Genomic DNA, 25,352 nt, shown 5'->3' with positions numbered 1-25,352 from the left:
TGTTCTGACCTTTTTCTTCGGTTTTTTGCACCCTGATATAGCCCCTGAATACGGTCGGAATGGATTCCGAAAAGCAAAAAGGCCAGATGGAGGGGCATCTGGCCTTCTTCTCAATAGCTGTCGCTATATGGCGGAAGCTTTAGTTATTTCCTTTTTGCATCTCTTCAAACTCGTCTTCAAAAAAGAATTTCTCTTCGCCAAAGGCGGGCTCCAGTTCATGCAGCCAGGTTGCTGTCTCGCTGTACCTGGCAAAGAAGGGGCGCTGAACCCAGTCCGGATTTCGGCCCTGCAAAAAGCGTAGTACAAAGACCTTTTCGCCGTTCACTTCGGTAATCCCCTGAATTTCCACTTTGCCCGGGCCGGCGCTCATGCTGGGGCCGCGTGCGGTGCGCGCCAGGCCGCTGACCTTTTTCATGGCTTCGCGGTAAATGTGGAAGGCTTCCGCAAGGGGGACTTCAAAGTAGTTCTTGGCGCCAGTATCTCGCTCTACAAACATGTAGTAGGGGATGATTCCGAGCTGTACTTCTTTTTTCCACAGTCTGGCCCAGGCGTCTGCATTGTCGTTTACATGCTTTATCAGTGGGCCTTGCGCACGGATTTCGGCGCCCGTGGCACGGATGCGGCGAATGGCCTCCTCGGCTATGTCGGTAGTGATTTCCTGCCAGTGGTTGTAATGCGCCATGATGGCGACGTGCTTGCCTGCGTCTACCAGTCTGGCAAACAGGTCAATCAGATCGTCGGCATCCTTGTCGGTCACGAAGCGGTATGGCCAGAATGTCAGGGCTTTGGTGCCGATGCGGATGGTCTGGATGTGGTCGAACTCAGGCTGTAGCAGAGGCTCAAGGTATTGGGCCAGGCTCTTGGTTTTCATCACCATGGGGTCGCCGCCGGTAATCAGCAAATCGGTTACTTCAGTGTGCTCCTGCAGGTAACCGTGCAGCTTGTCTGCCTCGGTGCTCGACATTTTCAGGTCTTTGTCGCCTACGAACTGTGCCCAGCGGAAACAGAAGGTGCAATAAGAGTGGCAGGTCTGTCCCTGAGCCGGGAAGAACAATACCGTCTCTCGGTATTTATGCTGCACGCCGTCGAGAACATTGCCGTCCAGTTCCGGCATATTCATTTCCATCTGGCCGGCGGGGTGGGGGTTCAGTTCATCGCGGATTTCTTTTGCAACGGCCTGAATCTCTTTTTTTTCTGCACCATCTCTGTGCATCCGGGCCATGCGCTCAAAGTGCTCGTCTTTGAGCATTCCTTTTTGCGGAAAAACCAACTGGTATATGGGGTCGTTGGGTACGTTGTCCCAGTTGATCAGTTCATTGATCACATATTCATTTACCCGGAAGGGCAGCACGCTCGCAACCACCTTCATTTCAAACAGGGTGTCTTCGGGGAGGCTCTGTATAACCTCGATCTTGTCTAGCTGCCGGTCTGTGTAAACCTTGAAGCGTCGTTCCTCGAATTCGGTAGCGGGAATCCGGTCTGGAAAAGTGACGATGGAGTTCATGGTTCACCTCTGTGGTGGTTGCACGTGTGAATGAACAGAAGGACAAAATTACTGTCGCTTCGATGGTCAAAAATTAGGCAGGCGAGTATACATAAATTGTTGTTTAGTTTCAGGTCTAATTAAAAAACTCTGGCCGGAGCGCTTTTGTTTGTGCGGGCGCATAATCCAACGCATTGTAACTATTGGGAATTTGTTTATTTTTGGTCTTGGTAAATCGTTCTTATTTAATTTAGCACGGTAATTAAAAAAGGGCTGTTACAGCGACTAAGACGTTGGTCTGAGTCTGGTTGTCGGGTGATCGAAAAAAGGGCACTATTACGTAACTAATCGAAATTATGGTTGTTGTTTAGTGTAATGATCCGATTTTGGGCCGGGATGTGCATTTATTTGTAGTAAAAATACTACAGAATTTATGGCTCTGGTTTGGTCGTTCAGCCGGTTTCTGACATGAAACCGGCCAGTCTGTCTAGCCGGGCGGTAAAAGTATTAAAGCTGTTCTATGCTTGGTGAACGCATGCTATGCCGCTGGCGGGTTGGTTTTCTGGCGGGTTGTTCATAACTGACGAGGCTGTGTTTCACAGCTCATTCATACCGCGAGTGCGGGGCCGGCCTTGGCACCTGCCGCATTTTTTGAAGTACAAAGGGGGAGGTTTGATGTACCAGGATGATGATCCCATTGAAACCGGTGAATGGCTTGATGCACTCGAGTCACTGATAGAGAACGAGGGCATAGACCGGGTAAAGTACATTCTTGAGCGGCTCTCGGAGCGTGCCAGTCGGGACGGCACCGAGCTGCCTTATTCAATAACGACGCCATTCCGAAATACTATTCCTGCAACCCAGGAAGCGCGGATGCCGGGTGACCTGTTTATGGAGCGACGGATTCGTTCGTTAATCCGCTGGAACGCCATGGCGATGGTTGTGCGAGCCAACAAGCGCCCGGGTGATCTGGGTGGGCATATCTCCACTTTCTCGTCAGCGGCCACCCTGTACGATGTGGGCTTTAACTACTTCTTTCATGGTGGTGATGAGAGCCGCGAGTCAGACCTTGTGTATTTTCAGGGGCACGCTGCACCGGGTATCTATGCCCGTTCCTACCTTGAAGGCCGTTTTGATGAATCGCAGCTGGATAAATATCGTGAAGAAGTTGATGGCGGCGGTTTGTCATCCTATCCACACCCCTGGCTGATGCCGGATTATTGGCAGTTCCCCACAGTATCTATGGGGCTGGGGCCGATTCAGGGTATTTATCAGGCGCACATCATGAAGTATCTCGACAGCCGTGAGCTGGTCGAGATGGGTGACCGGAAAGTGTGGTGTTTCCTTGGCGATGGCGAGTGTGACGAGCCTGAAACCCTGGGCTGTATCTCCAAAGCCGGGCGTGAAAAACTCGACAATCTGGTGTTCGTGGTGAACTGCAACCTGCAACGCCTGGACGGCCCGGTCCGCGGAAATGGCAAAATTATTCAGGAGCTTGAAGGTTCCTTCCGCGGTGCGGGCTGGAACGTAATCAAAGTGGTCTGGGGCCGCATGTGGGATCCGCTGTTCGAGATGGATGAAGATGGCACCATGCAGCGCGCCATGGATGAAGTGGTTGACGGCGAGTTGCAAAGCTTCACCAACGCCGGCCCGGCAGCCACGCGAAAGCAGTTCTTCGGCAAGTATCCCAAGCTCGCCAAGATGGTTGAAAACTGGACCGATGATGATATCAACAAGCTTAACCGTGGCGGGCACGATCCATACAAAGTTTATGCGGCCTATAAAAAGGCAGCTACCGAAGCGAATGGAAGGCCCACTGTTATTCTGGCCCACACTATCAAAGGCTATGGCTTTGGTGCGGCAGGAGAAGCCACTAACACAGCCCACTCTCTGAAGAAGCTGGATGTTGAAACCCTGAAATCTTTCCGTGATCGTTTTGCGATTCCGCTGAAAGATGAAGAGCTTGAGGATGTACCCTATTACCGCCCGGCGCCGGACAGCCCCGAGCTGGTATATATGAAGAAGCGCAGGCAGGACCTGGGTGGATTCTATCCCAAGCGTCGCAAAGACAGTCAGCCGCTGAAAATCCCCGATCTGGATATTTTCAAGCAAGTTCTGGAAGGGTCCAATGACCGTGAAATTTCCACCACTATGTCGTTTGTGCGTATTCTGAGTGCTTTGGTAAAAGACAAACGCGTGGGTAAGCGGGTTGTGCCGATTGTTCCTGATGAGGCTCGTACCTTCGGCATGGAAGGTATGTTCCGCCAGCTGGGTATCTATACCTCGGAAGGTCAGAAGTACGTGCCGCAGGATCGTGACCAGATCATGTATTACCGTGAAGATAAAAAGGGTCAGATTCTGCAGGAAGGTATCAACGAAGGTGGCTCGATGGCGGCCTGGATTGCGGCTGCTACATCATACAGCACCAATAATTTCCCGCTGATACCCTTTTATGCCTTTTACTCAATGTTCGGTTTTCAGCGGGTTGGCGATCTGGCCTGGGCTGCCGGGGACATACAGGCCCGGGGCTTCCTGATTGGTGGTACCGCCGGGCGCACCACGCTGAACGGTGAAGGGTTGCAGCACCAGGATGGCCACAGCCACATTCTGGCCAACACCATTCCTAACTGTAAAGCATACGATCCTGCTTATGCCTACGAGATGGCGGTGGTCATCCACCACGGTATGAAGGAAATGTATGAAGACAACAAGAATGTCTACTACTACCTGACTATCGAAAACGAGAACTACGTGCAGCCGCCGATGCCTGAAGGGTGTGAAGAGGGCATTATCAAGGGCATGTACAAGTTCAACTCGGTTGAAGCAAAAGGCAAAAACAAGTTGCGGGTTCAGCTGTTGGGCTCCGGCGCCATCATGAACGAAGTGACTGCGGCGGCTGAGCTGTTGAAAGACGACTGGGGGGTAAGCTCTGATGTATGGAGTGTTACCAGCTTCAACGAACTGGCCCGCGATGGTCAGCATGTGGAGCGCTGGAACCTGATGCATCCGGATGACAAGGGTCGCAAGGCCTACGTTACCCAGTGTCTGGAAAATCAGGTTGGCCCGGTGGTGTCGTCTACCGATTACGTCAAGTTGCACTCTGAGCAGCTGCGGGCGTTTATCCCCAAAACTTTCCTGACGCTGGGTACAGATGGCTTTGGCCGCAGCGATACCCGTGACAAACTGCGTGATTTCTTTGAGGTTGATCGTTACCACGTTGCCGTAGCGGCTTTGTCCGCTCTGGCTAAAGACGGTGAAATCAAGCACGAGCTGGTTCTTGAGGCCATGCGCAAGTACGGAATCGATCGAAACAAACCGAACCCCGCGCACCGCTAAGGAGACCGCTATGAGCGAACAGGAAATCAGGGTCCCGGATCTTGGCGGGGCAGATGAAGTTGAGGTTATTGAGCTTCTGGTCAGTGCCGGGGATTCGGTGGAAGCAGAAGATCCGATTCTGACAGTTGAAACTGACAAGGCCTCTGTAGAATTACCATCCCCCGGCGCGGGCAAGATCATCAAGCTCACCGTAAAGGTGGGTGACAAGGTCAAGGAAGGCGATGTTGTGGGTACCATGGAGTCCAGTGGCGATTCTGCTGGAGATGTTGGTGCTGCGGAAGACTCGGGCAGCCAGCCTCAACAGAAAGCGGGAGGAGAGCCGGAAGCCAGCAAGGAAAGCAAGCCTGCAGCGAAAAAGTCTGGTGGTTCCCGGACGGAAACCGTGCTTGTTCCGCCGCTGGATGGAATGGAAAAGGTACCGGTTATCGAAATCAACGTGTCCGAAGGCGATACCATTGAGGCTGATGATGCGCTGGTGACCGTTGAATCCGACAAGGCGTCCATGGAAATTCCATCACCCTACGGCGGTAAAGTAGTCAGGGTTCTGGTGGCAGAAGGCGATAAGCTGTCCGAAGGTGACAAGTTGCTTGAGCTTATGGTTGCAGGCGACGAGGGCGAAGACGAAGAACGGAATGAAGCGCCTGAGGCAGCTCCCGTTCAGAATGAAAAATCTGAAGCCAAAGCTGAGGGGAAAGCCCAGGTCAAAGAGCCTGCTCCACAGTCACCGGGTTCGGTTTACGAGCCGCCTGCACCGGGCGCCAAGGTTCATGCTGGCCCTGCAGTGCGCAAGCTGGCCCGGGAGTTGGGGGCAGACATGACGCGCATCAAGGGGTCTGGCCCAAAAGGCCGGATCCTGAAAGATGATGTTCAGGCCTATGTGAAGAGCCAGCTGCAACGGGCCCAACAGGGCGGTTCTGTGGCTACGGGCTCTGGTATTCCGGGTATTAAGCTGCCGGACTTCAGCCAGTTTGGCGACATTCAGAAAGAAACCATGTCGCGGATGATGGCTGTTACAGCTGCGAATATGCAGCGTAGCTGGCTGAATGTGCCCCACGTCACCCAGTTTGAAGATGCGGACATCACCGATATGGAGGCGTTCCGCAAATCGCAGAAAGCTGCCGGTGAGAAGAAAGGCGTGAAGATGACGCCTCTGCCGTTCCTGCTGAAGGCTTGCGCAACAGCGCTGGCAGAGTTGCCTCAGTTCAATGTGTCTCTGGATATGGAGCGCAAAGAGGTTATTCGCAAGCAGTACATTCATATTGGTATTGCTGTTGATACTCCCAACGGATTGATGGTTCCGGTGATCCGCGATGTGGACAAGAAGGGTCTCTGGGAGCTGGCGGCAGAAAGTGCTGAGCTTGCCCAGAAAGCCCGGGACAAGAAGCTGAAGCCCGCAGAAATGCAAGGAGCCTGTTTCACTATCACAAGCCTGGGAGGTATTGGTGGCACTGCGTTTACGCCTATTGTGAATGCGCCGGAAGTGGCGATTCTAGGTGTCTCCAGGGCGGCGATGAAGCCGGTCTGGGATGGCAGTGAATTCCAACCAAGGCTGATGCTGCCTCTGTCGCTGTCCTACGATCACAGGGCGGTGAACGGGGCTGACGCAGCGCGATTCACATCGTTGCTTGCACAGCTTCTTGGGGATATTCGCACCTTGTTGCTGTAAGGGGGTGATACTGGTTTCTGATCCGGCTCAACAAGCGGTGGCTGAAACCCGTTAAACTCGTAATCTGAAAAAAGATCAGGGGTGCAGAGCAATCTGCACCCCTTTTTCTATCGTGTCAGCAGAGAGCAGGCAGGGTTTTCCTGTCGGGAGTCCATATGAGCAGGGAACTGAACCTGGCAGCGATTATTTACGACAAGGATGATCAGCCCGTAGATGCCTTGTTGCATACGCTTGCTGCCAATCTGAATCGTCGTGGCCACAGGGTGGCCGGACTGGCTATGGCGATAAATGAACAGGGTTTGCGGCGTGAGCCTATGGCGTTGCAGGATCTGGAGACCGGATGTGAATATCCCATTGCGCAGAACCTGGGGGCTGAATCACAATCCTGCTGCCTTGACCCTTGTGGTCTTGCAGAGGCGACAGGTGTGTTGCGTGCCTTGCTGACTCATCCCCCCGGATTGGCTGTCGTGAACCGGTTTGGGCAGCAGGAGATAGATGGCAAAGGGTGTCGTGCCGAGTTTCTTCAGTTACTTGATGCGGGCATACCTGTGCTGACAGTAGTAAGGCGCAAATTTCTGAAGCAGTGGCAGGAGTTTTCTGGTGGGGAAGCGGTTGATCTTCCGTTTTCTGAAGCAGCAGTGCAGCAGTGGTGTGATGAGGTGTTGAAAAGCTAAGGCCAGAAACAGATACGCCCCGGAAGACCGGGGCGTATCTGTACTAGCTAGCTGAACAGTACGATTTAGAAGTTGTACTGAGCTGCGAACAGCAGGCGGCTTGCATCGCCGTCGTCGCCATTCTGAACTTCGCGCATACCATACTGGTATTCAACGCCCATCATGACGTTCTTGACCGGAGTCCACTTGTAGTTTGCCATAACCGCTGATACTGATTCGGTGTCGCCAGCAGTAATCGCGCCGCCTGAGTCTGCAACAGCGTCATCCAGATCTACTTCAACCATGCCGTAGCCGATGTTGATGCTGCGGCCGTTGCCGATATTGAAGCCAGCACCAATGCTGCCGCCGTAGCCGGAGATGGCTTCTACGTCGCCACTGCCGTCAACATATGCGCTGGCGGTGCCAGAGCGGTACAGGTAGCTGCTAGCGCCATCTGTGTAGCTCAGGGTGCCTTGGATAGTGATCATGTCAGTAACGGCGAGTTTGCCAGCTACGAAGGTTGCAAAACCCATAGTGCTGTCATCGGTTGTTCCAGTGTCATAACCTACTTGCTGGGCCAGGACGGCTGCAGAGTAGGACATTCCGCCAGAGCTATCTTCGATACGCGCAGTCAGAGCTGGCATGCCATCTTTTTTCACGCCGCCAGCAAGTGAGTTCTGTGGTTGCTCTGCAGAGAAAGAGAAAGGTCCGGTGGTATAACGCAGCTGCGCGGTACGGGACTGATAGCCAGCCAGGCCAGGCAGTGAGTCAAAGTCCAGGGTAGAGGTGTTGCCGACAAAGCTGGTGAAGTTAGACCAGGTCTGACCCGCCAGAACGCCGTTGTATGAACCGTAAGCGTGGCGCAGACGCAGAGAGCCGCCGCCGCCGCCGCGGAAATCGCCTTCAACATTGAAAGTAACGCCTTCTGGGCTGGTTGTTTTCACGCCGATACGGCTTTGGAAAGCGTCAGCACCGAAATAACCCGTTGGCTCGTTGTTTTCAGCAGCGCCTACGTTGATGGCGTTGTAGTTGAATGACCGGGTTGATGATGCGGCATTCTCATCAATATCGTAGCTGGCTTTGAGGCTTGCGTAACCGTAAATGCTGGTGTTCCAGCCGCCCGCGTCAAAGCTTACAGCGCTTGCTTGACCTGCCATACCAAATACTGCCACGGCCGCGGTCGCACGAATGGCCATTCTCAATTTGTTGCTTTGCATTGTTGTTGTCTCCACACATTAGACAATTATTTTTGTAGGACCCACGGACAAGATAGTTACCATTGCATGACAATTCAAATAAATTTGTATCACGCTTAGACAAAGGTCTAGGAAAGCTTTCTGTTTCGATACAGGTATCTGCGAGCTTTCTCGGGGATTAACGTCGGTTCATGGCGCATCAAAAATGGTGCCCGGGCGCAAATTACATTCGCATTTTCCACGTTTGCGGCTACTGACTGCGGTGGATTCGTGGGCCGGGTTCGCGAAATCTGCATCTGCCTCGGGCGAGGCAGATGTGCTCGGGCCGTGAGTGACGTATTATAGTCAATCGATCCGAATACCTACGTACTTGCCCACGCCGGCAACTCTACTATTTTGTAGGCTTAACTGCTTTTCTGAGAGAGATCCATGAACAAAGAACCTGTCAGCCGCGAACTGTTTGATGAAGTCATGGTACCCAACTACGCCCCTGGTTCGATAGTTCCGGTGCGAGGTGAGGGTTCCCGGGTATGGGATCAGGATGGCCGCGAGTTCATAGATCTGCAGGGTGGCATTGCTGTGAATTGTCTCGGACATGCGCATCCCGGGCTGATCGGGGCGCTGCAGGAACAGTCGCAGAAAGTCTGGCACCTCTCCAATGTGATGACCAACGAACCGGCCTTGCGACTGGCGAAAACTCTGTGTGACCTGACGTTTGCAGAGCGCATATTTTTTGCCAACTCCGGAGGTGAAGCTAATGAAGCGGCTTTCAAGCTGGCCCGCCGTTACAGCTGGGAGCATACCGGCCCTGAAAAGCATGAGATTATTTCCTTTAAAAATGCGTTCCATGGTCGCACTCTGTTCACCGTAGCCGTCGGCGGGCAGCCGAAATACCTTGAAGGTTTTGAGCCGGCTCCGGGGGGTATTCACCATGCAGACTTCAATGATCTCGAATCGGTCAGGAAACTGATCTCGAAAGAGAAAACCTGTGCTGTGGTTGTAGAGCCGATTCAGGGCGAAAGTGGCGTAGTGCCGGCAGATCCGGAATTCCTGAAAGGGCTGCGCAAGCTATGCGACGACAACGATGCGCTGCTGATATTTGATGAGGTTCAGTCTGGTGTGGGTCGCACAGGTTATCTTTATGCTTATGAAATGTACGATGTGGTACCTGACATTCTCACCAGTGCCAAAGGGCTGGGTGGTGGTTTCCCTGTATCGGCCATGCTGACTACAGCAAAGGTTGCAGCGAGTCTTGAGGTAGGAACGCACGGAAGCACCTACGGAGGCAATGCGCTTGCCTGCGCTGTCGCTCAGAAGGTGATGGATACGGTAAGTCAGCCAGAAATACTCAAAGGCGTGAAAGCCCGTTCTGAGCACCTGCGTAAAGGTATGATGGATATCGGAGAGCGTTACGGGGTGTTCAGTGAGGTTCGCGGGGCCGGGCTTCTGCTGGGCTGCGTGCTGACAGAGGCATGGCAGGGCAGGGCCAAGGACTTCCTGAATGCAGGGCTGGATGAAGGTGTGATGGTGTTGATTGCCGGTGCCAATGTGATCAGGCTGGCGCCTTCTCTCATTATTCCGGATACAGATATTGATGAAGCGCTTGAACGCTTTGAAGCGGCGGTGAAGAAACTCACAGCCTAGGAGTTTTTATGTGGCTGGTACGCCCGGCATTGCCGGATGATGTGGACCAGATACTTGAGATTGCGGGTGCGGCCGGTTCCCAAACGGCCCGCCTCTCCTCCACGCTACCCAGGCAGCGTGATGTTCTTGCGGAAAAAATAGATCATTCCATAGCCTCTCTGGCCTGCAATATCACCTCAGGGGATGGCCGGCCAAAGCGGTTTTTGTTTGTACTGCAATCCACATCTACGGGCAGGATTCATGGCACTGCAGGTATTGATGCCCGGGCAGGTAATAGTCAGCCGTTTTATAACTACCGCCGTGATGCACTGATCCATGCATCCCACGAACTTGGGATTTCCAGCCGGGTTGATGTCCTCTACCCAAGCCATGCGCTGACTGATCAGACTTTGCTTTGTTCATTCTCGATTACACCTGAACTGCGCAACACTGAAGCGTTTGAGCTGCTATCCAGAGCCAGGATACTTTTCATTGCCGGACACCGTGACTGGTTTACATCGAATATTGCGGTCGAGATTCAGGGTGTTCAGCTTGCGGATGGAAGCGTTCCCTTCTGGGACAGTCTGGGGCGTCATTTTTTCAATATGGATTTTGAAACCGCCGATCAGTATTCCGGCCTGCTCAGCAAAACCTTTATCGCTGAACTCATGCCCCCTAACCCTATATATGTAACTCTGCTTTCAGAAGCAGCTCAGGCGGCACTTGGTCAGCCCCATGAACAGACTGTACCGAACCTTGAACTCCTGCAGCGTGAAGGGTTCCGGGCCGGTTGCTACCTGGATATTTTCGATGGTGGGCCCGTTCTTGAAGCGCGCACGGATGCCTTGCGCACACTGGTTACCAGTCAGCCAAAAACGCTTCATGGTGCTTTCGAAGAATGCGGGGATACCTGGCTGATTTCTGCGGGAGAAGGTTCCGGGTTCCGCTGCACTCTGGCCAGGGTTGCGAATACGCTTGAAGGTACACTCAAGGTGCCAGTTGGTGTCTGGGAAGCTCTGGGTAAAACGGCAGGTGATGAAGTGAGGATAGCGCCATGCTGATAATCCGCCCACTTCAGGAAACGGACCTTGACGATCTCTATGCGATGACACAGAAGGCGGGCAAAGGGCTGACAACACTGCCTGCAGACCAGGGCCTGTTGCAGCGCAAGATCAGCCTTGCCCGGGAAACCTTTAACCAGAGCTGTGCTCCGGAAGCGGGCCTGTACCTGTTTGCTCTGGAAGATACGGAAGCCGGGAAGCTTGTAGGTATCAGCGGTATACAGGCGAGAGTGGGCCTGGATGAGGTTTTCTATAATTACAGGCTCAGCGAGACGGTAAATGCGTCCAAAGAGCTGGGCGTTCACGTGCGCACTCCGACACTGCACCTTACAAACGATATGACAGATACCAGCGAGATATGCTCTCTGCTTCTCTCCAGTGACTATCAGGGAGGCGGAAACGGGCTACTGCTCTCTCGCTGTCGTTTTATGTACATGGATGAATTCCGTAAGTATTTCTCGGAGAAGGTGTTTGCGGAAATGCGTGGGGTATCTGACGAGCAGGGGCTGAGCCCCTTGTGGGATGCTCTGGGTCGCAAGTTTTTTGATATGAAGTATACGGAAGCTGACATGCTTTCCGGGCTTGGCAATAAAGCTTTCATTGCGGAACTTATGCCTAAATTCCCCATATATCTGCCCATGTTGCCAGATTCGGCGCGCGCGGTTATCGGCCAGGTTCATGGTAATACGGCTCCTGCACTGAAGATGTTGCAGGCGGAAGGGTTTAACTTCAACGGTCTTGTGGACATCTTCGATGGTGGCCCGGTGGTCGAAGCCTTCGTGCGTACTATCCGCACCATACGCGACAGCAGCAACCGATACGCCATGATCACCAGCAAGGCTGTCAACCTGGATGTGCCGGCGGCAGAACGGGTGATGGTGTCCAATCGCTCGTTCCGCAATTTCCGTGTAACGACTGTGCCTGCCAGTTGCGTTCACACTGATACAGTCACCCTGCCACCGGCTGTGGCAGAAGCCCTGCAGATTGAATCAGGTGATCTGGTCCGGCTGGCTCCCCTGAAAGACAGAGTCAAAACATCGGTAAAGACGACAGGCTGAAATCTTTGCAATTCCAGTAACGGGAGGTGTAGTGATATGGCAAACCTGACAGGCGAACTTTTTATCGGGGGTCTTTGGCTTCAGGGGCACGGCACAGCGTTTGAGTCGGTTCAGCCAGTCACTGGCGAGATTGTGTGGGATGGATGTGGTGCCGGCTTTGCAGACGTGGATGCAGCGGTACGTGTCGCCAGGGCAGGCTTCCTGAAATGGCGCCGGAAAAGCTTTGCCGAACGCCAGGCGGTTATTGAAGCCTTTGGTGAGTTGCTCGACACAAACAAGGAGGAGCTTGCCGGTCAGATCGGGTTGGAAACCGGTAAGCCGTTATGGGAATCCCGCACGGAAGTTGCGGCGATGATCGGCAAGATAGGCATCTCTGTCAAAGCCTACAATGATCGCACAGGGTATTCCGAATCCGATATGGCTGGCGGTCATGCGGTACTCCGGCATCGTCCCCATGGAGTTGTTGCGGTGTTTGGCCCCTATAACTTCCCCGGTCATCTCCCGAATGGTCATATTGTGCCCGCTTTGCTGGCTGGAAATACCGTTGTGTTCAAACCCAGTGAACTGACCCCCGGGGTGGCAGAACTCACGGTCAGGCTCTGGGAAAAGGCCGGGCTGCCAGAAGGTGTGATCAATCTGGTTCAGGGTGCTTCCGATACGGGGAGGTCACTTGCAGGCCATCCGATGATTGATGGTCTGTTCTTCACCGGCAGCTCCACGGTCGGCCATCTGTTACACCAGCAGCTTGGGGGGCAGCCCGAGAAAATTCTTGCTTTGGAAATGGGCGGCAACAACCCGCTGATTGTTCAGGATGTCTCGGATCTTGACGGTGCTGTACATCATGCCCTGCAGTCGGCATTTCTGTCTGCGGGCCAGCGTTGCACCTGCGCTCGCAGGTTGCTGGTTCCCAAAGGCAGAAAAGGCGACGAATTTCTGGATCGGCTGGTGACTGTGTCTGCGCGCATTCAGGTGGGAGAGTTTGATGCCACCCCTCAACCTTTCATGGGGTCGGTTATTTCGGTGCAGGCTGCGGAAAAACTGCTGGCTGCCCAGTCCTCCATGCTGGAGAGAGGTGCGAAGTCCCTGCTGGAAATGAAACAGCTGAAGCCTGGTACCGGCCTTCTTTCACCTGGCATTGTGGATGTGACCGGACTGGAAATGCCTGATGAAGAGTTCTTTGGGCCACTGCTTACGGTCTGTCGCTACAAGAGCTTTGATGATGCTCTGGAACTGGCTAACAATACCCGCTACGGGCTTTCCGCCGGGATTCTTTCGGATGACCGCAAGTTATACGAGCGTTTGCTGGAAGAAGCGCGGGCCGGAATCGTCAACTGGAACCGTCCCTTGACCGGAGCCAGCAGTGCAGCGCCCTTTGGTGGTGTAGGAGCCAGCGGCAACCATCGCGCGAGCGCTTATTATGCGGCGGATTACTGCGCCTGGCCCATGGCCTCCCTTGAAGCCGGTAAAAGCGAAATGCCGGATGGCCTGGCACCAGGGCTGAATTTTGACGCCTGAAATTATGGAACCCGAAGCCATGACAAGACATGCGGTAGAAGCAAATTTTGATGGGCTGGTTGGCCCCACCCACAATTATGCAGGTCTGTCCTGGGGCAATGTGGCGTCAAAATCCAATGTGAATGCGGTGTCCAACCCCAGGGAAGCGGCGCTGCAGGGATTGGCAAAAATGAAGCGCCTGGCCGACCGGGGTTATGTTCAGGGTGTCCTGCCGCCCCATGAGCGCCCTCATGTCCCTTCGCTCAAGGCGTTGGGGTTCCGGGGTACAGATGCACAGATTCTGGAACAGACAGCTGAATCCAGCCCGGCTATTCTGGCTGCCGTATCCTCTGCGTCGGCAATGTGGACGGCGAATGCTGCAACCGTTTCGCCCAGTGCTGATACTTCAGACCACAGGGTACATTTCACCCCTGCCAACCTGAGCGCCAAGTTCCACCGCTCCATTGAGCATGGCGTGACCGGACGAACGCTTAAGTCGATCTTTGCGGATGATGGTTATTTTGCTCATCACCCGGCACTGCCTTCGGTCAGCCATTTTGGCGACGAGGGTGCGGCTAACCATACCCGGCTTTGCGGGCGTTACGGTGAGCCAGGGGTGGAGCTGTTCGTGTATGGCCAGGCGGCCTTTAATGAACAGGCTCCGGCTCCGCAAAAATACCCGGCCCGGCAGACCCTCGAAGCCTCTCAGGCCGTCGCTCGCCTGCATGGGCTGAAAGACGCGAACCGGGTGTTTGCCCAGCAGAACCCGGTAGCCATTGATGCGGGCGTGTTTCATAACGACGTCATTGCAGTGGGTAATGGCAACACTCTGTTCTATCACGACATGGCTTTTCTGAATGAAGAGAAGGTGCTGTCAGATATCCGTGCACGCCTGACAGGAGCTGAGCTTGAGGCTGTTCGTGTAAGTACCGCAGAGGTGCCGCTTGAGGACGCAGTGGCTTCGTACCTGTTCAACAGTCAGTTGCTGAATACGCCTGATGGAATGTTGCTGGCAGTGCCAGGCGAGTGCAGGGAGGTGGAGTCTGTCAGCCGGTATCTTGATAAGTTGCTTGCTGCGAACGGGCCGATTACGGCGGTGGAAGTGTTTGATGTGAAACAGTCCATGCGTAATGGTGGTGGCCCCGCATGCCTGCGTTTACGTGTTGTTCTGAATGATGATGAACTGCAGGCCATGCATCGCGGCGTTATTCTTACCGACGAACTGTATGAGCGCCTGACTCTCTGGGTTGAAACCCATTACCGCGATGAGCTGACGCAGGAAGATCTGGCCGATCCGATGTTGCTGGATGAAGTGCGCAAAGCGCTGGATGAACTGACCGGTATTCTTGGATTGGGTTCTGTCTATGACTTCCAGCTATAGGCGTTCCTGAAGTCTCTCAGGAGGCAGCGAGAGATGAGCTCAGCATATCCATGGTGTGGCGGATAAGACTCTCGGCGGGAAAATCGCTCTGGCTCTCGCTTGTTTCCGACTGGCATAGCAGGATGGTTCCATGCAGTGCTCCGCGCAGGTAAAGAGCGGTTTGCTCCGGGTTTATTATGCGCTGCCGGCTCATGGTTCCGTCTTCAAGCCCCAGTTTGATGGCATCCGTCATCAGCTTCATAAGTTCTGATTTAGAACACAGCATTTCCATTGCCTGGGCCTCGTCCGCCTCTGCCATGGCGGTTGAGGCTTTGGTCAGCGCCGAGAAGTAGTCCGGCTCCTCTGCATAAAAGCGGTAGTAGGATTCTCCCATCGCCCTTATTTGTGCCAGCCCGGTGCCGGCAGTTTTCCTGGCTGCCCGGAAACGCTCACACAGGCTATGGCCAGCTCGCAGCATGATGCCACGCTGGATAGCAGCCTTATCCTTGAAATAGACATACAGAAGCGCCCGGCTCAGGCTGGCATTGCGTGCAATATCGTCCATGGAGGTGCGTTCATAACCCTTTTCCGAGAAGACTCGCTCGGCAGCGTCCAGAATGGCGTCGTAGCGGGCCTGTTTTTCCCGTTCGCGGCGTGTTTTCAGTGCTTCAGTCATCTGGTGTTCTCTTCAGGAGTTTCTGTACTATATTGACATAATGTCAAAGAATGACATTATGTCGCAACCAATAAACCGGATTTCCGCAGGATGCGGTATCAACAAAACACAAGCATGGATGAAAGGACACTCTATGACCTCATTCCGTATCCCTGTTGCCGTGATTTTTTTCGCTGTCTCCGGCCTTTTTCTTTCTGGTTGCAAGGCCGGGGACGCGCCGGTGGCATCAGCCGGGCATGGGGTGTCAGTGCGCGTTGCCGAAGTTACCGGGGGGCAGGCTCAGGAAATAACCCTGCGCTTTTCCGGTGTTGTTCGGTCTACCCAGAGAGCGACGCTGACATTCCAGGTCAGTGGCACTCTGAAAGAGCGTGCGGTTGAGCTGGGCCAGACTGTTGCAGCCGGAGATGTGCTTGCCCGTGTATACAACCCGGCACTGGAACCAGCGCGGGATTCAGCCAAGGCGAAACTGGACGAACTGATAACCGGATACGAGCAGGCCAAACGGGAATGGGACCGCTCCAGCCGCTTGCATGAGCGTGGAGTGGTATCAGAACAGAGCCTGGAACAGCTGGCGGCCCGCCGCGATTCCCTTGAAGCCAGCGTTGCCACGGCCCGGGCATCACTCTCCGAGGCCACACAGCTGCTGCAAGAAAGCACATTGCACGCGCCATTTTCCGGGCGAGTTGAAGCACTGCTGGTAGAAAAGGATGAATTTGTGGCTGCTGGTCAGCCGGTTATGCGTTTGTCTTCCCCCGTGGGTAAGGAAGTCGAGGTGCGGGTGCCGGCTTATCTTCTGGCTCATGTAGCCCTCGATCAGAACCTGCCCGTGTGGTCTGTTCGCGATCGCAATGGGGCTCCGGTGACGGGCTCCGTTGTCGAAATTGCCCAGGCCGGTTCGGTCCGTGGAGAGCTGCATCCGGTTCTGGTCAGTCTGCCTACGGGCACCCTTGATGTCGGCGAGCCGGTTGAAGTTGGCATTACGCCGCTCAGGGATTCAGCCATCACGGTTCCACTGTTGTCGGTCATCCGTGGAGCCGGGGGCATGACGGTATTCCGGGTACGCGACGGCATAGCCCGGCGAGTGCCGATAGAAGTTGAACGTGTGGTGGGCGAGCGTGTTGTCGTACGCACAGGCGAGCTGGAGCCAGGCGACCAGGTAGTTTATTCCGGGATAACCCGGCTGGCAGACGGTGATGCCGTGGAGGTGCGTTAATGACGCGCCGGCTGCTCAACTATCAGCGTTTACTGGGCATGGTGGTTACCATGCTTTGTCTGTTGGGGGTTGCCGCATACAGTACCATGCCGCGCCAGGAAGACCCCTCGTTTCCCTACAGGGCCGGTTTGATCAGCGTGAACTATCCGGGTGCAAGTGCTGATGCCGTAGAGCGGTTGGTGCTCCGGCCTCTGACTGACGAGCTACGCCAGGTGGAAGAGGTGGACTTTTCCCAGGGCACTGCCCGTACCGGTGTGGCATTGGTCAGGCTGCGCCTCAAAGACAACATTTATGATACAGATCCGGCCTGGGACCGAATTCGCCAGGCGATGGAGCGCGCGCAACAGGATTTTCCTGACGACGTTGGTCCTATGGTTCTGGATGACCGGCTGATCGATAACCCTGCTATTGTGCTGGCAATCAGTGGGGCACCGTCGGTGAGTGAACTGTCGGAAGTGGCCGAACGCCTCAAACAGAACCTCTCGGATATTTCCGGTGTGTCCCGCATTGAGCTGGAAGGGGACGCTGATGAACAGATTACTCTGGCTCTGGACGATGCCGCACTTTACCGGCTGGGTATCTCGCCGGCGCGGATTCTGGAAACCCTGGCCCAGCGCAACCAGACCACTCCCGGTGGGTTTGTGGTAGTTGACGGACGCCGGTTATCGGTACTTCCCAATACAGAATTTGCTGACATTGACGCCATTCGCGCGACGCCTATTGAGCTCCCTGATGGCTCCCAGGTGCCGCTGGCGGCGGCCGCAGACGTATGGCGTGGCCCGGTCGAGCCACGCCAGCCAGAAACCTGGTTTGATGGGGAACGGGTTGTATTGCTCTCGCTGATTATGGAAGAGGGTACGACCGACGCCATTCGCTTTGGTAAGCGCGTGCGGGAGCGGATCGCACAGATACAGCCAGACTTTGAGCCCTATGAAATTCGTGAGATGTTTTTCCAGCCGGATAAAGTTTCAGAGCGGCTGGATAACCTTGCCTGGAGCCTGGTGCTCTCTGTTCTGATTATCGTGGCGGTAGTATTTACCGGTATGGGTATCCGGATGGGCCTGCTGGTTGCGTCAATTCTGCCAATGGTGGCACTGATCAGCATCGGGCTTTACGATCTCGGCGGCGGTGTTCTTCACCAGATAGCAGTGATCGGCATGGTGATCTCTCTGGGCATTCTGATTGACAACGCTATCGTGATTGTTGAAAACATTCAGGGCCATCTGGATGAAGGTATGCGTCGTATGGACGCCTTGCGCAAGGCCGTCAGCGAACTTGCCGGGCCACTGGGCGCATCCACCGGCACGACGCTTGCGGCCTTTGCTCCCATGCTGCTTGCTAAAGGGGGCGCCGCTGATTTCACCCGGGGTGTGCCGGTGATGATCATGCTCACCCTGTCTGTCAGTTATCTGCTTGCAATCTCGGTGGTTCCTCTGCTGGCGGCACGGTTCCTGAAACCCCGTCGTAATGCCGAGGCTGACCGGTTGATCGGACTGGCGCGGTTTCTGGGCGGTCTGGTATACCGTCATCCGCGCCGCCTGATTGCGGCTGGAGCTTTGCTGGTTGTCATCAGCCTGGCGATGACGCCCTTTATGGCACAGCAGTTCTTTCCTGATGCCGACAGGCCACGGGTTGTTGTGGAAATCTTTATGCCGGAAGGCACGGATCAGGTGCGTACAGCCGAAGCTGCGGCGAATCTGGAACGGGCGATACGAACCCGTGCTGATGCACTTGAGATTCACCGCTTCGTTGGATTTACCGGCCCTACTTTCTATTACAATCTCCAGCGTGCACCGCAGGCGCCGAATCGCGGCCGGCTGGTGGTGACCACGCCAACGCTTGAGCACACAACAGATATGATCCGCTGGATTCGTGCCCACGTGAATGAGCAGATGCCGGAGCTGGATATAAGTGTTGGGGTTCTCGGGCAGGGGCCGCCGAGGATTGCCCCGGTAGAAGTACGTGTGTATCACGCAGATGATCAGGTTCGTACCCGGGCGGTGGAGCAGCTTTTTGTCGCGCTGCGTCAGGTTGAGGGTACCGTGGATGTTCGTCACGATCTGGATATCGGGGTGCCCAGTATTGCGATCAACGTAGATGATGCTACCGCTGCAAGATATGGATTAACCCGTGCTGATGTGGCGCAGAGCCTCTATGGCCAGAGTTTTGGTGTGGTCGCTGAGCGTTATCGCCAGGAAAAAGATCCGATACCGATGGTGCTGCGCTCCCAGGAAGGAACATCATTGCCCCTGGAGCGTCTCCTCTCAGTAAATATCTATAATGATGGCGGTGAGGCGATTCCTCTTTCTGCTGTGGCCAGCGTGGAAACGACCTGGGAGCCGGCGGCGCGCTATCTGCGTAACGGAACCCGTCTTAATACCGTTACTGCGAATCTGCTTACGGGTTATAGCTTCAGTCAGGCGTTGGATGGCCTGAAAAACGCCCTGGTCGAGAATCCTCTGCCAGAGGGTACCCGCCTGGAAATGGGTGGCGATGCGGAGGGTTCCGGTGATGCCAATGGTGCTCTGTTAACCGCTGCACCCATTGGTGTGCTTTTGCTTCTCTTTTTCCTGCTGCTGCAGTTCAACTCGTTCCGGCGTGTTGGCATCATCCTGCTGACAGTTCCATTGGCGACGGTTGGTATTTTTCCGGGGCTGGTGCTTTCGGGTTCACCTTTCGGGTTCCAGTCGTTGCTGGGAGTAATCGCACTGGTAGGCATTGTGGTGAACAACGCCATAGTGCTGCTCGATGTGATGGACAGAGAATTAGAGCTCGGTGAGGGCATTCACGAAGCCATGCGCAAAGCGGTTGTGCAGCGAACCCGCCCAATCCTGCTGACCACCGCAACAACTGTAGCTGGCCTGCTGCCGTTGGCGTTCTCAAGCTCTACACTCTGGCCTCCTATGGCCTGGGCGATAATCTCAGGGCTGCTGGCGTCCACAGTGCTGACCTTGCTGGTAATTCCGGCTGTGTGCACCCAGCTGATCAAGGCCCGGGTTGCGGAACCGGAAAACGCTCCAGCCTGACAGTACCGGTATCTTTGGTGTGAACTACCTTGCCCTGATCATCAGGCCCACTCTCTGGCCAACCGGCACATCCCTGTTGGGAAATACAATTGCCTGAGGCGAGTGCTCCACTTTGTAGCAGGTATCGTCATCCTCCCAGATGACGGTGCCTGTAGGGTATTCAGTGAAATTGGCAATGTCATCCGGAATATGAAAGCGGAAGTTTTTCCCGGTATTCAGGATCTCATGCACTACCTCATAGACTGTGAAATGCTCCGGCTGAGGCTGCTTTCCCGGGCACGGCTCGCCACAAAAGCGTCTCCGTAAAGCCTTTTTGATTCCCTCAAAACGCGCCAGATCATTTTCTCCAAAAGGCCGGACCTTGCCCAGTTCTATGGTAAAGCTCTCTGCGCCGAGTACAGAGGATGAAAACGAAGAAAACGTAGTGCCAACCTTATGCTGAAGCAGCAAGGTGTCCACCTCTGCTTCCAGCAGAAAATCACACTGCTCCTCCGGCACCTGCCGGCCCTCCACAAAAGGATAAAGTGCAAACCTCTCCCGCCTGGACGGCTTTATAGCCGTATGCAAATCGTAATGGGACAAAGCCTGCGGATGCGTCATGGCAAACTGATGGCACGCCTTCTCCAGGAACTTTGCCCGGGCTGCCTCGGGTAGTCCGTCATATTCCGGTCTGCTATGGGCACCGTTAAACAACCGATTAAGATTTACTTCCAGAAACCGCTCCCCGGCCACCATAGCCGGCGGGTTCCCCAGAATCAGCAGAAGCGGACAGGCTAACCGCCATTCTCCGTTCAACAGTTCACTGACCAGAGCGTTCAGAACCTCAATAGGTGCGGTTTCATTCCCGTGAATGCCGGCGGAGATAATCAGCGCCTCCTGATTAGGGTTGGCGCGACTGGCCGGAGGGGTTAGGTGTAAAACACCAACAGCTTTGCGGCTTATGCGAGTTCCGTCAGAAAGCCTGATGTTAGATTCCGTGAGGTTCGATGTGGCCTTGGCAAGCGTGTGCGACAGCCAGTCAGGGTGGGCATCAAATAAGTGTTTTGGTGCGTTTTCTGTCATGAAGGCTCCCCGAAAAGGTCGAAGGGCGGGCGGTTATAGCCTTTCCGGGAGTGTCTGAAGCCATGGATGGCTTCAGTCAAGCGCACATGGATGTGCTCGTAGCGTCTCCCGGAAAGGCTATAACCGCCCGCCCAGGCTCAATGTTTCAGTCGATGTCTTTAATCAGGAACCCACAGGCCGCTGATGCCGCAACAGATGATTCTCAAGCTTGCGGAAAGCAAACACCAGAATAAACGTCAGCACCATGTAGCAGAGCGCCACAAAGATAAATGCATCAAACGGCGCATAGAACCGTGAGTAAATATTCCGTGCTGCGCCGGTAAGGTCCACGATGGTCACAACGCTTGCGATCGCACTCGAATGAAGCATGAATATAACCTCGTTGGAATACGCCTGAACCGCACGCCTTGCGGCACTCGGAAGCACAATCCGCCGCATGCGCATAAACCAGTTCATGCCGTAAGCCTTCGCGGCTTCGATCTCTCCGTGGGGCGTGGACATAATCGCACCACGAATAATTTCCGTAGTATAGGCGCAAGTGTTCAGGGCGAAAGCCAGCAGGGCAGGGTAGAAGGGCTCCCGGAAGATCTCCCACCAGAATGTCTCCTGAATACCGGGGATCTGGGCCACGCCATAGTAAATGATATAGAGCTGAATCAGCAGCGGTGTGCCGCGGAACAGGTAGGTGTAAAGCCAGACAGGCCCGGACACGAAGGGATTTCTGACCGTGCGCAGAATGGCAAGAGGGACCGCACACACAAGCCCGATAATCAGGCTCACGAATACCAGTTGTACGGTGGTAACCGCCCCATCCCAGTATTCCATGATAGTCATGGCGTTGAATATATCGTTCTGGTCGAGCCAGGAGGCGAGGAAATCAGGCATCATCCATTCTCCTGAATCACGCCAACATTGGCTCGCTTATCGAGCCACTTGATGAAAAGCTCTGAGCCTGCAGTGAGTGCAAGATACACGCAAGCCACTGGGATGAAGAAGTGAAAAGGCATGCGTTCTGCCTTGGCCGCTTCTTCCGCCACACGAACCATATCCGTGAGGCCGATAATAGAAACCAGTGCCGTGGTTTTAAGCAGCACCTGCCAGTTGTTACCGATGCCTGGCAGGGCGTGGCGCAGCATTTGCGGAACCATCACTCTGCGGAAAGTATGCCAGCTACTGAAACCGTAAGCCCGTGCAGCTTCGATCTGACCAGTTTCAACTGCCAGAAAGGCACCCCGGAAGGTTTCCGTCATATAGGCACCAAAAATCAGTCCGATGGTAACCACGCCGGAGATGAACGGGTCAAACTGAAAGAAAAAATCTACCTCGTAGGCCTCCCAGATATAATCCGAGAGCATGTTCACACCCACCTGGCCGCCGTAGTAAAACAACAGCATCATCACCAGATCGGGAACACCACGAATCAGGGTAGTGTAGGAGGTGGCAATTCCGACGGCTATCCGGTTGTTTGACAACTTGGCAGCCGCGCCGATCAACCCGAGGGCCAGTGCAAGGGCAAGAGACAGGAAGGCGAGTTCTATGGTGACAACTGCCCCGTTCAACAGGGCCGGACCATAGCCTTTCAGATCAAGCATGGGAGTGTCCGGTGATCAGGGGCAGCCATTGTGACTGCCCCTGAGGCTCGTTTTATCAGACCTTGATGTCGTAAGCGAAGTACTTTTTCATGATGGCGTCGTAGGTGCCATTTTCTTTAAGCTTTCGCAGTGCCGCGTTGACTTCATCAGCAATGGCTTTGTCGCGCTTGCGCATGGCCACGCCAACGCCTTCACCCAGTTTGACGGGCTTGCCAATTTCTTTGAAGCCATCTTTGGTCAGAACGGTCTGTTCGCCAACAGGGTAGTCTACAAATACTGCGTCCAGACGCTGTCCTTCCAGATCCAGAACCATGTCGTCGGCAGTGGTGTAGCGTTTGATCGTTACAACGTCGGCCATTTCTTCAGTCACGAAGGTGTCCATGGTGGTGCCACGCTGAACGCCTACTGTTTTACCTTTCATGGTGTTCATGTCGGTAACATCAGCTGTGAAGTTTTCAGGGCCGAACCAGCCGCCTGGTGTGTTGTAGTAGGGCTCTGAGAAGAGAACACGTTCTGCACGCTCGGCGGTGATCGACATGGATGACATGATCAGGTCGAACTTGCGAGCCACCAGACCCGGGATCATTCCGTCCCATGCCTGAATAACAAACTCGCAGTCAGCCTTCATTTCTTCGCACATGGCCGTAGCCAGATCCACTTCGAAACCGGTCAGATTACCGTTTTCATCTTTATATTCGAACGGCTCGTAAGGCACATCGAAAGCAATGCGCAGGTTACGGTCTTCCGCCTGGACACCGCTGGCGAACATAGCCAGTGCACAACTCGCTGCAATTATCAGCTTCTTCATGAGTCACTTCTCCAGTATATCGCCTCTATGGGCGTTATTTTTCAGGACGTTGAATGTCCAACACCAGTTACGATAGCACTGGTTGTCAGAACTTGGGAGCCAGGAACTGTTGCATACGTTCCGATTCCGGATTATCAAACACTTTTTCAGGGGTACCCTGTTCTTCGATGACGCCCTGATGCAAAAACAGTACCTGGGTTGATACATCCCGGGCAAACGCCATTTCATGGGTGACCACAATCATGGTGCGGCCTTCTTCGGCGAGGCTCTGCATCACTTTCAGCACTTCTCCCACCAGCTCCGGATCCAGTGCTGATGTGGGCTCATCAAACAGCATGACTTCCGGCTCCATGGCGAGGGCCCGGGCTATGGCTGCCCTTTGTTGCTGGCCGCCGGACATCTGGGCCGGGTAGTAGTCTTTACGTTCGTAGATACCCACTTTGTGCAGATAGGCTTCGGCCCGTTCAATGGCTTCTTTACGGGGTACCTTGAGCACGTGAATGGGCGCTTCGATAATGTTTTCCAGAACAGTCATATGGGACCAGAGGTTGAAGCCCTGGAACACCATGGACAGCCTGGCCCGGATCAGCTCCACCTGTTTGTTGTCTGCGGGAATCCGCTCCTTCTTGCGGTTGGTGGTGAACCGGATTGGGTCACCATGCACGATAATATCGCCGGAGGTGGGGGTTTCCAGCAGGTTGATACAGCGCAGAAAGGTGCTTTTGCCGGAGCCGGAGCTGCCGATCAGGGAAACGACATCACCTTTGCGCGTCTCCAGTGAAATACCTTTGAGAACCTCTAACTGAGCAAAGGTTTTGTGTATGTCCCTGCAGATCAAAGGTGCTTGGTCCGCCATGGATGGCTCCTGAGGCTGTCGTTCAAAGGCGATTGTTTTACGGACTGTGGAAGTGGAAATCAATACCTTACATACACAGTTTTACGATTTTTTTGCATCGATATCCGCAACTTATTGTGGCGTAGTGGATGCTCAAAGCAAGTATTCTGCCAGTTTCATCCATGTGTATCCGTGTGGTCGCCCGAGGTCATTTGTTCAACCGGAACACGGATCAGTGTGCTGCCTTCTTTCTCCATATCGCGCATGGCTTTGCTGACAAAGCGTACATGGGCCATGGCAACCTTCTGGGCGCTGGCCGGCCGGCCTGATGTAATGGCTTCATACAACTGCCGGTGCTGAAGAACAATCTTCTTGCGCATCTCGGCACGGGGGTTGAGGTTGGCAACCGACGCCTGCACGGTCATCAGCATCATGTTTTTGAGACTGTTGAGCACGTGAACCAGAATCGGGTTATGGGACGCTTCCACAATGGCCTGATGAAAGCCGTGATCCGGTCGGGCGTTGCTCAATGGATCGGTTTCTTCCAGAGCCCGGAAGGCTTTTGTTATCCGGTGACGGTCCAGACTGGTCGCCCGTTGCGCTGCCAGGAAGGCGGCCTGGCCTTCAAGCTGCTCCCGGACTTCAAGCAAGTCATACAGGGTGCGGGGGTGCCCTTCAAAGAGGTGCATCAAAGGGCCTTGCGTACCAAGGTCAGCGGATCCCGGCACCATGGTGGATACAAAGGAGCCTTTGCCATGCCGGGTTTCGATTACACCGCGGCCCTGCAACTCATGAAGCGCTTCACGGATAACCGATCGCGACACTCGCAAGCGTTCGGCCAGTTGTCGCTCCGAAGGTATTTTTTGCTCCGGAGCCAAGCCTCCATCGAGGATCATGCGTTCCAGACGGTATGAGATTTCCTGGGAAATAGCCATCAGGGTGCCTTTGTGTGCGCACTGGTCTGACCAGTGTTTGCTGTATTTATTGTTAGCCAGCTTTGGCGTTTGAACAGGCTTCAGCCCTGTAAATATGGCCCATTCAGGGAAGTTCGTCCATTTTTCTGAATTTAAAAACTGGTCTGACCAGTGCTCTGTCAGCTGGACTAAACCGGGACTGCCCACGAATATCTGGGTTGATACCGGGGAATTAGGCCCGTGTTGCTCTGAACTCTATAAAAACAATTATCAGTGGAGACGTTTCGATGAAACCG

General features: G+C 54.4%; 19 protein-coding genes. 10 read left to right on the top strand and 9 right to left on the bottom strand.

Annotated features, from left to right (window positions below; genetic code table 11):
• Positions 1–139: 139 nt before the first annotated feature.
• Entirely contained in the window at positions 140–1,504 is a 1,365-nt protein-coding gene (locus DS878_RS11985) for a KamA family radical SAM protein (RefSeq protein WP_113816172.1), read from the bottom strand.
• A 654-nt stretch (positions 1,505–2,158) separates the two neighbouring features.
• Here DS878_RS11985 and aceE point away from each other — a divergent pair.
• From aceE to DS878_RS11970, 3 genes are all read left to right on the top strand, one after another.
• Positions 2,159–4,819 (top strand): pyruvate dehydrogenase (acetyl-transferring), homodimeric type, encoded by a 2,661-nt coding sequence (aceE, locus tag DS878_RS11980; RefSeq protein WP_113816171.1) that lies wholly within the window; start codon positions 2,159–2,161, stop codon positions 4,817–4,819.
• 10 nt (positions 4,820–4,829) lie between these two features.
• Complete coding sequence (gene aceF / locus DS878_RS11975) at positions 4,830–6,485, top strand: dihydrolipoyllysine-residue acetyltransferase (RefSeq protein ID WP_113816170.1); 1,656 nt, start codon at positions 4,830–4,832, stop codon at positions 6,483–6,485.
• Between the two features lie 155 nt (positions 6,486–6,640).
• Positions 6,641–7,159, top strand: a complete 519-nt coding sequence (locus tag DS878_RS11970) for a DUF2478 domain-containing protein (RefSeq protein ID WP_113816169.1) — start codon at positions 6,641–6,643, stop codon at positions 7,157–7,159.
• 65 nt (positions 7,160–7,224) lie between these two features.
• Here the strand turns inward: DS878_RS11970 and DS878_RS11965 are convergent, their stop codons facing one another.
• Positions 7,225–8,355, bottom strand: coding sequence for a DcaP family trimeric outer membrane transporter (locus tag DS878_RS11965; RefSeq protein ID WP_113816168.1), 1,131 nt, complete (start codon positions 8,353–8,355; stop codon positions 7,225–7,227).
• Positions 8,356–8,763: 408 nt separating this feature from the next.
• Here DS878_RS11965 and DS878_RS11960 point away from each other — a divergent pair, with 408 nt between their 5' ends.
• Genes DS878_RS11960 through astB form a run of 5 tightly spaced genes read left to right on the top strand, consistent with a single transcriptional unit; the run spans position 8,764 to position 14,951 of the window.
• On the top strand, positions 8,764–9,978 hold the full coding sequence (locus tag DS878_RS11960; RefSeq protein WP_113816167.1) for an aspartate aminotransferase family protein: 1,215 nt from the start codon (positions 8,764–8,766) through the stop codon (positions 9,976–9,978).
• 8 nt (positions 9,979–9,986) lie between these two features.
• Positions 9,987–11,018 carry an arginine N-succinyltransferase gene (locus DS878_RS11955; RefSeq protein ID WP_113816166.1) on the top strand — a complete coding sequence of 344 codons (1,032 nt, stop codon included), beginning with the start codon at positions 9,987–9,989 and terminating at the stop codon, positions 11,016–11,018.
• Positions 11,012–12,076: an arginine N-succinyltransferase gene (gene astA / locus DS878_RS11950; RefSeq protein WP_113816165.1), complete on the top strand. Its 1,065-nt coding sequence runs from the start codon at positions 11,012–11,014 to the stop codon at positions 12,074–12,076. Before DS878_RS11955 ends, astA begins: the two co-directional genes overlap by 7 nt.
• 36 nt (positions 12,077–12,112) lie before the next feature.
• Entirely contained in the window at positions 12,113–13,591 is a 1,479-nt protein-coding gene (astD, locus tag DS878_RS11945) for a succinylglutamate-semialdehyde dehydrogenase (RefSeq protein ID WP_113816164.1), read from the top strand.
• Positions 13,592–13,610: 19 nt separating this feature from the next.
• Positions 13,611–14,951 (top strand): N-succinylarginine dihydrolase, encoded by a 1,341-nt coding sequence (gene astB, locus DS878_RS11940; protein ID WP_113816688.1) that lies wholly within the window; start codon positions 13,611–13,613, stop codon positions 14,949–14,951.
• A gap of 16 nt (positions 14,952–14,967) precedes the next feature.
• Here the strand turns inward: astB and DS878_RS11935 are convergent, their stop codons facing one another.
• Positions 14,968–15,606, bottom strand: coding sequence for a TetR/AcrR family transcriptional regulator (locus DS878_RS11935; protein ID WP_113816163.1), 639 nt, complete (start codon positions 15,604–15,606; stop codon positions 14,968–14,970).
• A 133-nt stretch (positions 15,607–15,739) separates the two neighbouring features.
• Here DS878_RS11935 and DS878_RS11930 point away from each other — a divergent pair, with 133 nt between their 5' ends.
• On the top strand, positions 15,740–16,819 hold the full coding sequence (locus tag DS878_RS11930) for an efflux RND transporter periplasmic adaptor subunit (RefSeq protein WP_113816162.1): 1,080 nt from the start codon (positions 15,740–15,742) through the stop codon (positions 16,817–16,819).
• Positions 16,819–19,845 (top strand): efflux RND transporter permease subunit, encoded by a 3,027-nt coding sequence (locus DS878_RS11925; RefSeq protein ID WP_113816161.1) that lies wholly within the window; start codon positions 16,819–16,821, stop codon positions 19,843–19,845. The genes DS878_RS11930 and DS878_RS11925 overlap by 1 nt, the downstream gene beginning before the upstream one ends.
• 24 nt (positions 19,846–19,869) lie before the next feature.
• On the opposite strand, the gene astE is transcribed toward DS878_RS11925, so the two are convergent.
• From astE to DS878_RS11895, 6 genes are all read right to left on the bottom strand, one after another.
• Complete coding sequence (gene astE / locus DS878_RS11920; RefSeq protein WP_113816160.1) at positions 19,870–20,907, bottom strand: succinylglutamate desuccinylase; 1,038 nt, start codon at positions 20,905–20,907, stop codon at positions 19,870–19,872.
• A gap of 162 nt (positions 20,908–21,069) precedes the next feature.
• Positions 21,070–21,792, bottom strand: coding sequence for an ABC transporter permease (locus DS878_RS11915; protein WP_113816687.1), 723 nt, complete (start codon positions 21,790–21,792; stop codon positions 21,070–21,072).
• Positions 21,792–22,499 carry an ABC transporter permease gene (locus tag DS878_RS11910; RefSeq protein WP_113816159.1) on the bottom strand — a complete coding sequence of 236 codons (708 nt, stop codon included), beginning with the start codon at positions 22,497–22,499 and terminating at the stop codon, positions 21,792–21,794. Before DS878_RS11910 ends, DS878_RS11915 begins: the two co-directional genes overlap by 1 nt.
• 55 nt (positions 22,500–22,554) lie before the next feature.
• Positions 22,555–23,307 carry a transporter substrate-binding domain-containing protein gene (locus tag DS878_RS11905; protein WP_113816158.1) on the bottom strand — a complete coding sequence of 251 codons (753 nt, stop codon included), beginning with the start codon at positions 23,305–23,307 and terminating at the stop codon, positions 22,555–22,557.
• Positions 23,308–23,392: 85 nt separating this feature from the next.
• A complete protein-coding gene (locus tag DS878_RS11900; protein WP_113816157.1) occupies positions 23,393–24,163 on the bottom strand; it encodes an ABC transporter ATP-binding protein in 771 nt (256 codons plus the stop codon).
• A gap of 155 nt (positions 24,164–24,318) precedes the next feature.
• Positions 24,319–25,077: an FCD domain-containing protein gene (locus tag DS878_RS11895; protein WP_113816686.1), complete on the bottom strand. Its 759-nt coding sequence runs from the start codon at positions 25,075–25,077 to the stop codon at positions 24,319–24,321.
• Between the last annotated feature and the right edge of the window lie 275 nt (positions 25,078–25,352).

This window comes from Marinobacter sp. F3R11 (assembly GCF_003318275.1).
In the GTDB taxonomy this organism is placed as follows: Bacteria; Pseudomonadota; Gammaproteobacteria; order Pseudomonadales; family Oleiphilaceae; genus Marinobacter.
Note: the sequence above shows the minus strand (reverse complement) of the source record. Positions and strands in the feature narration are given on the sequence as shown.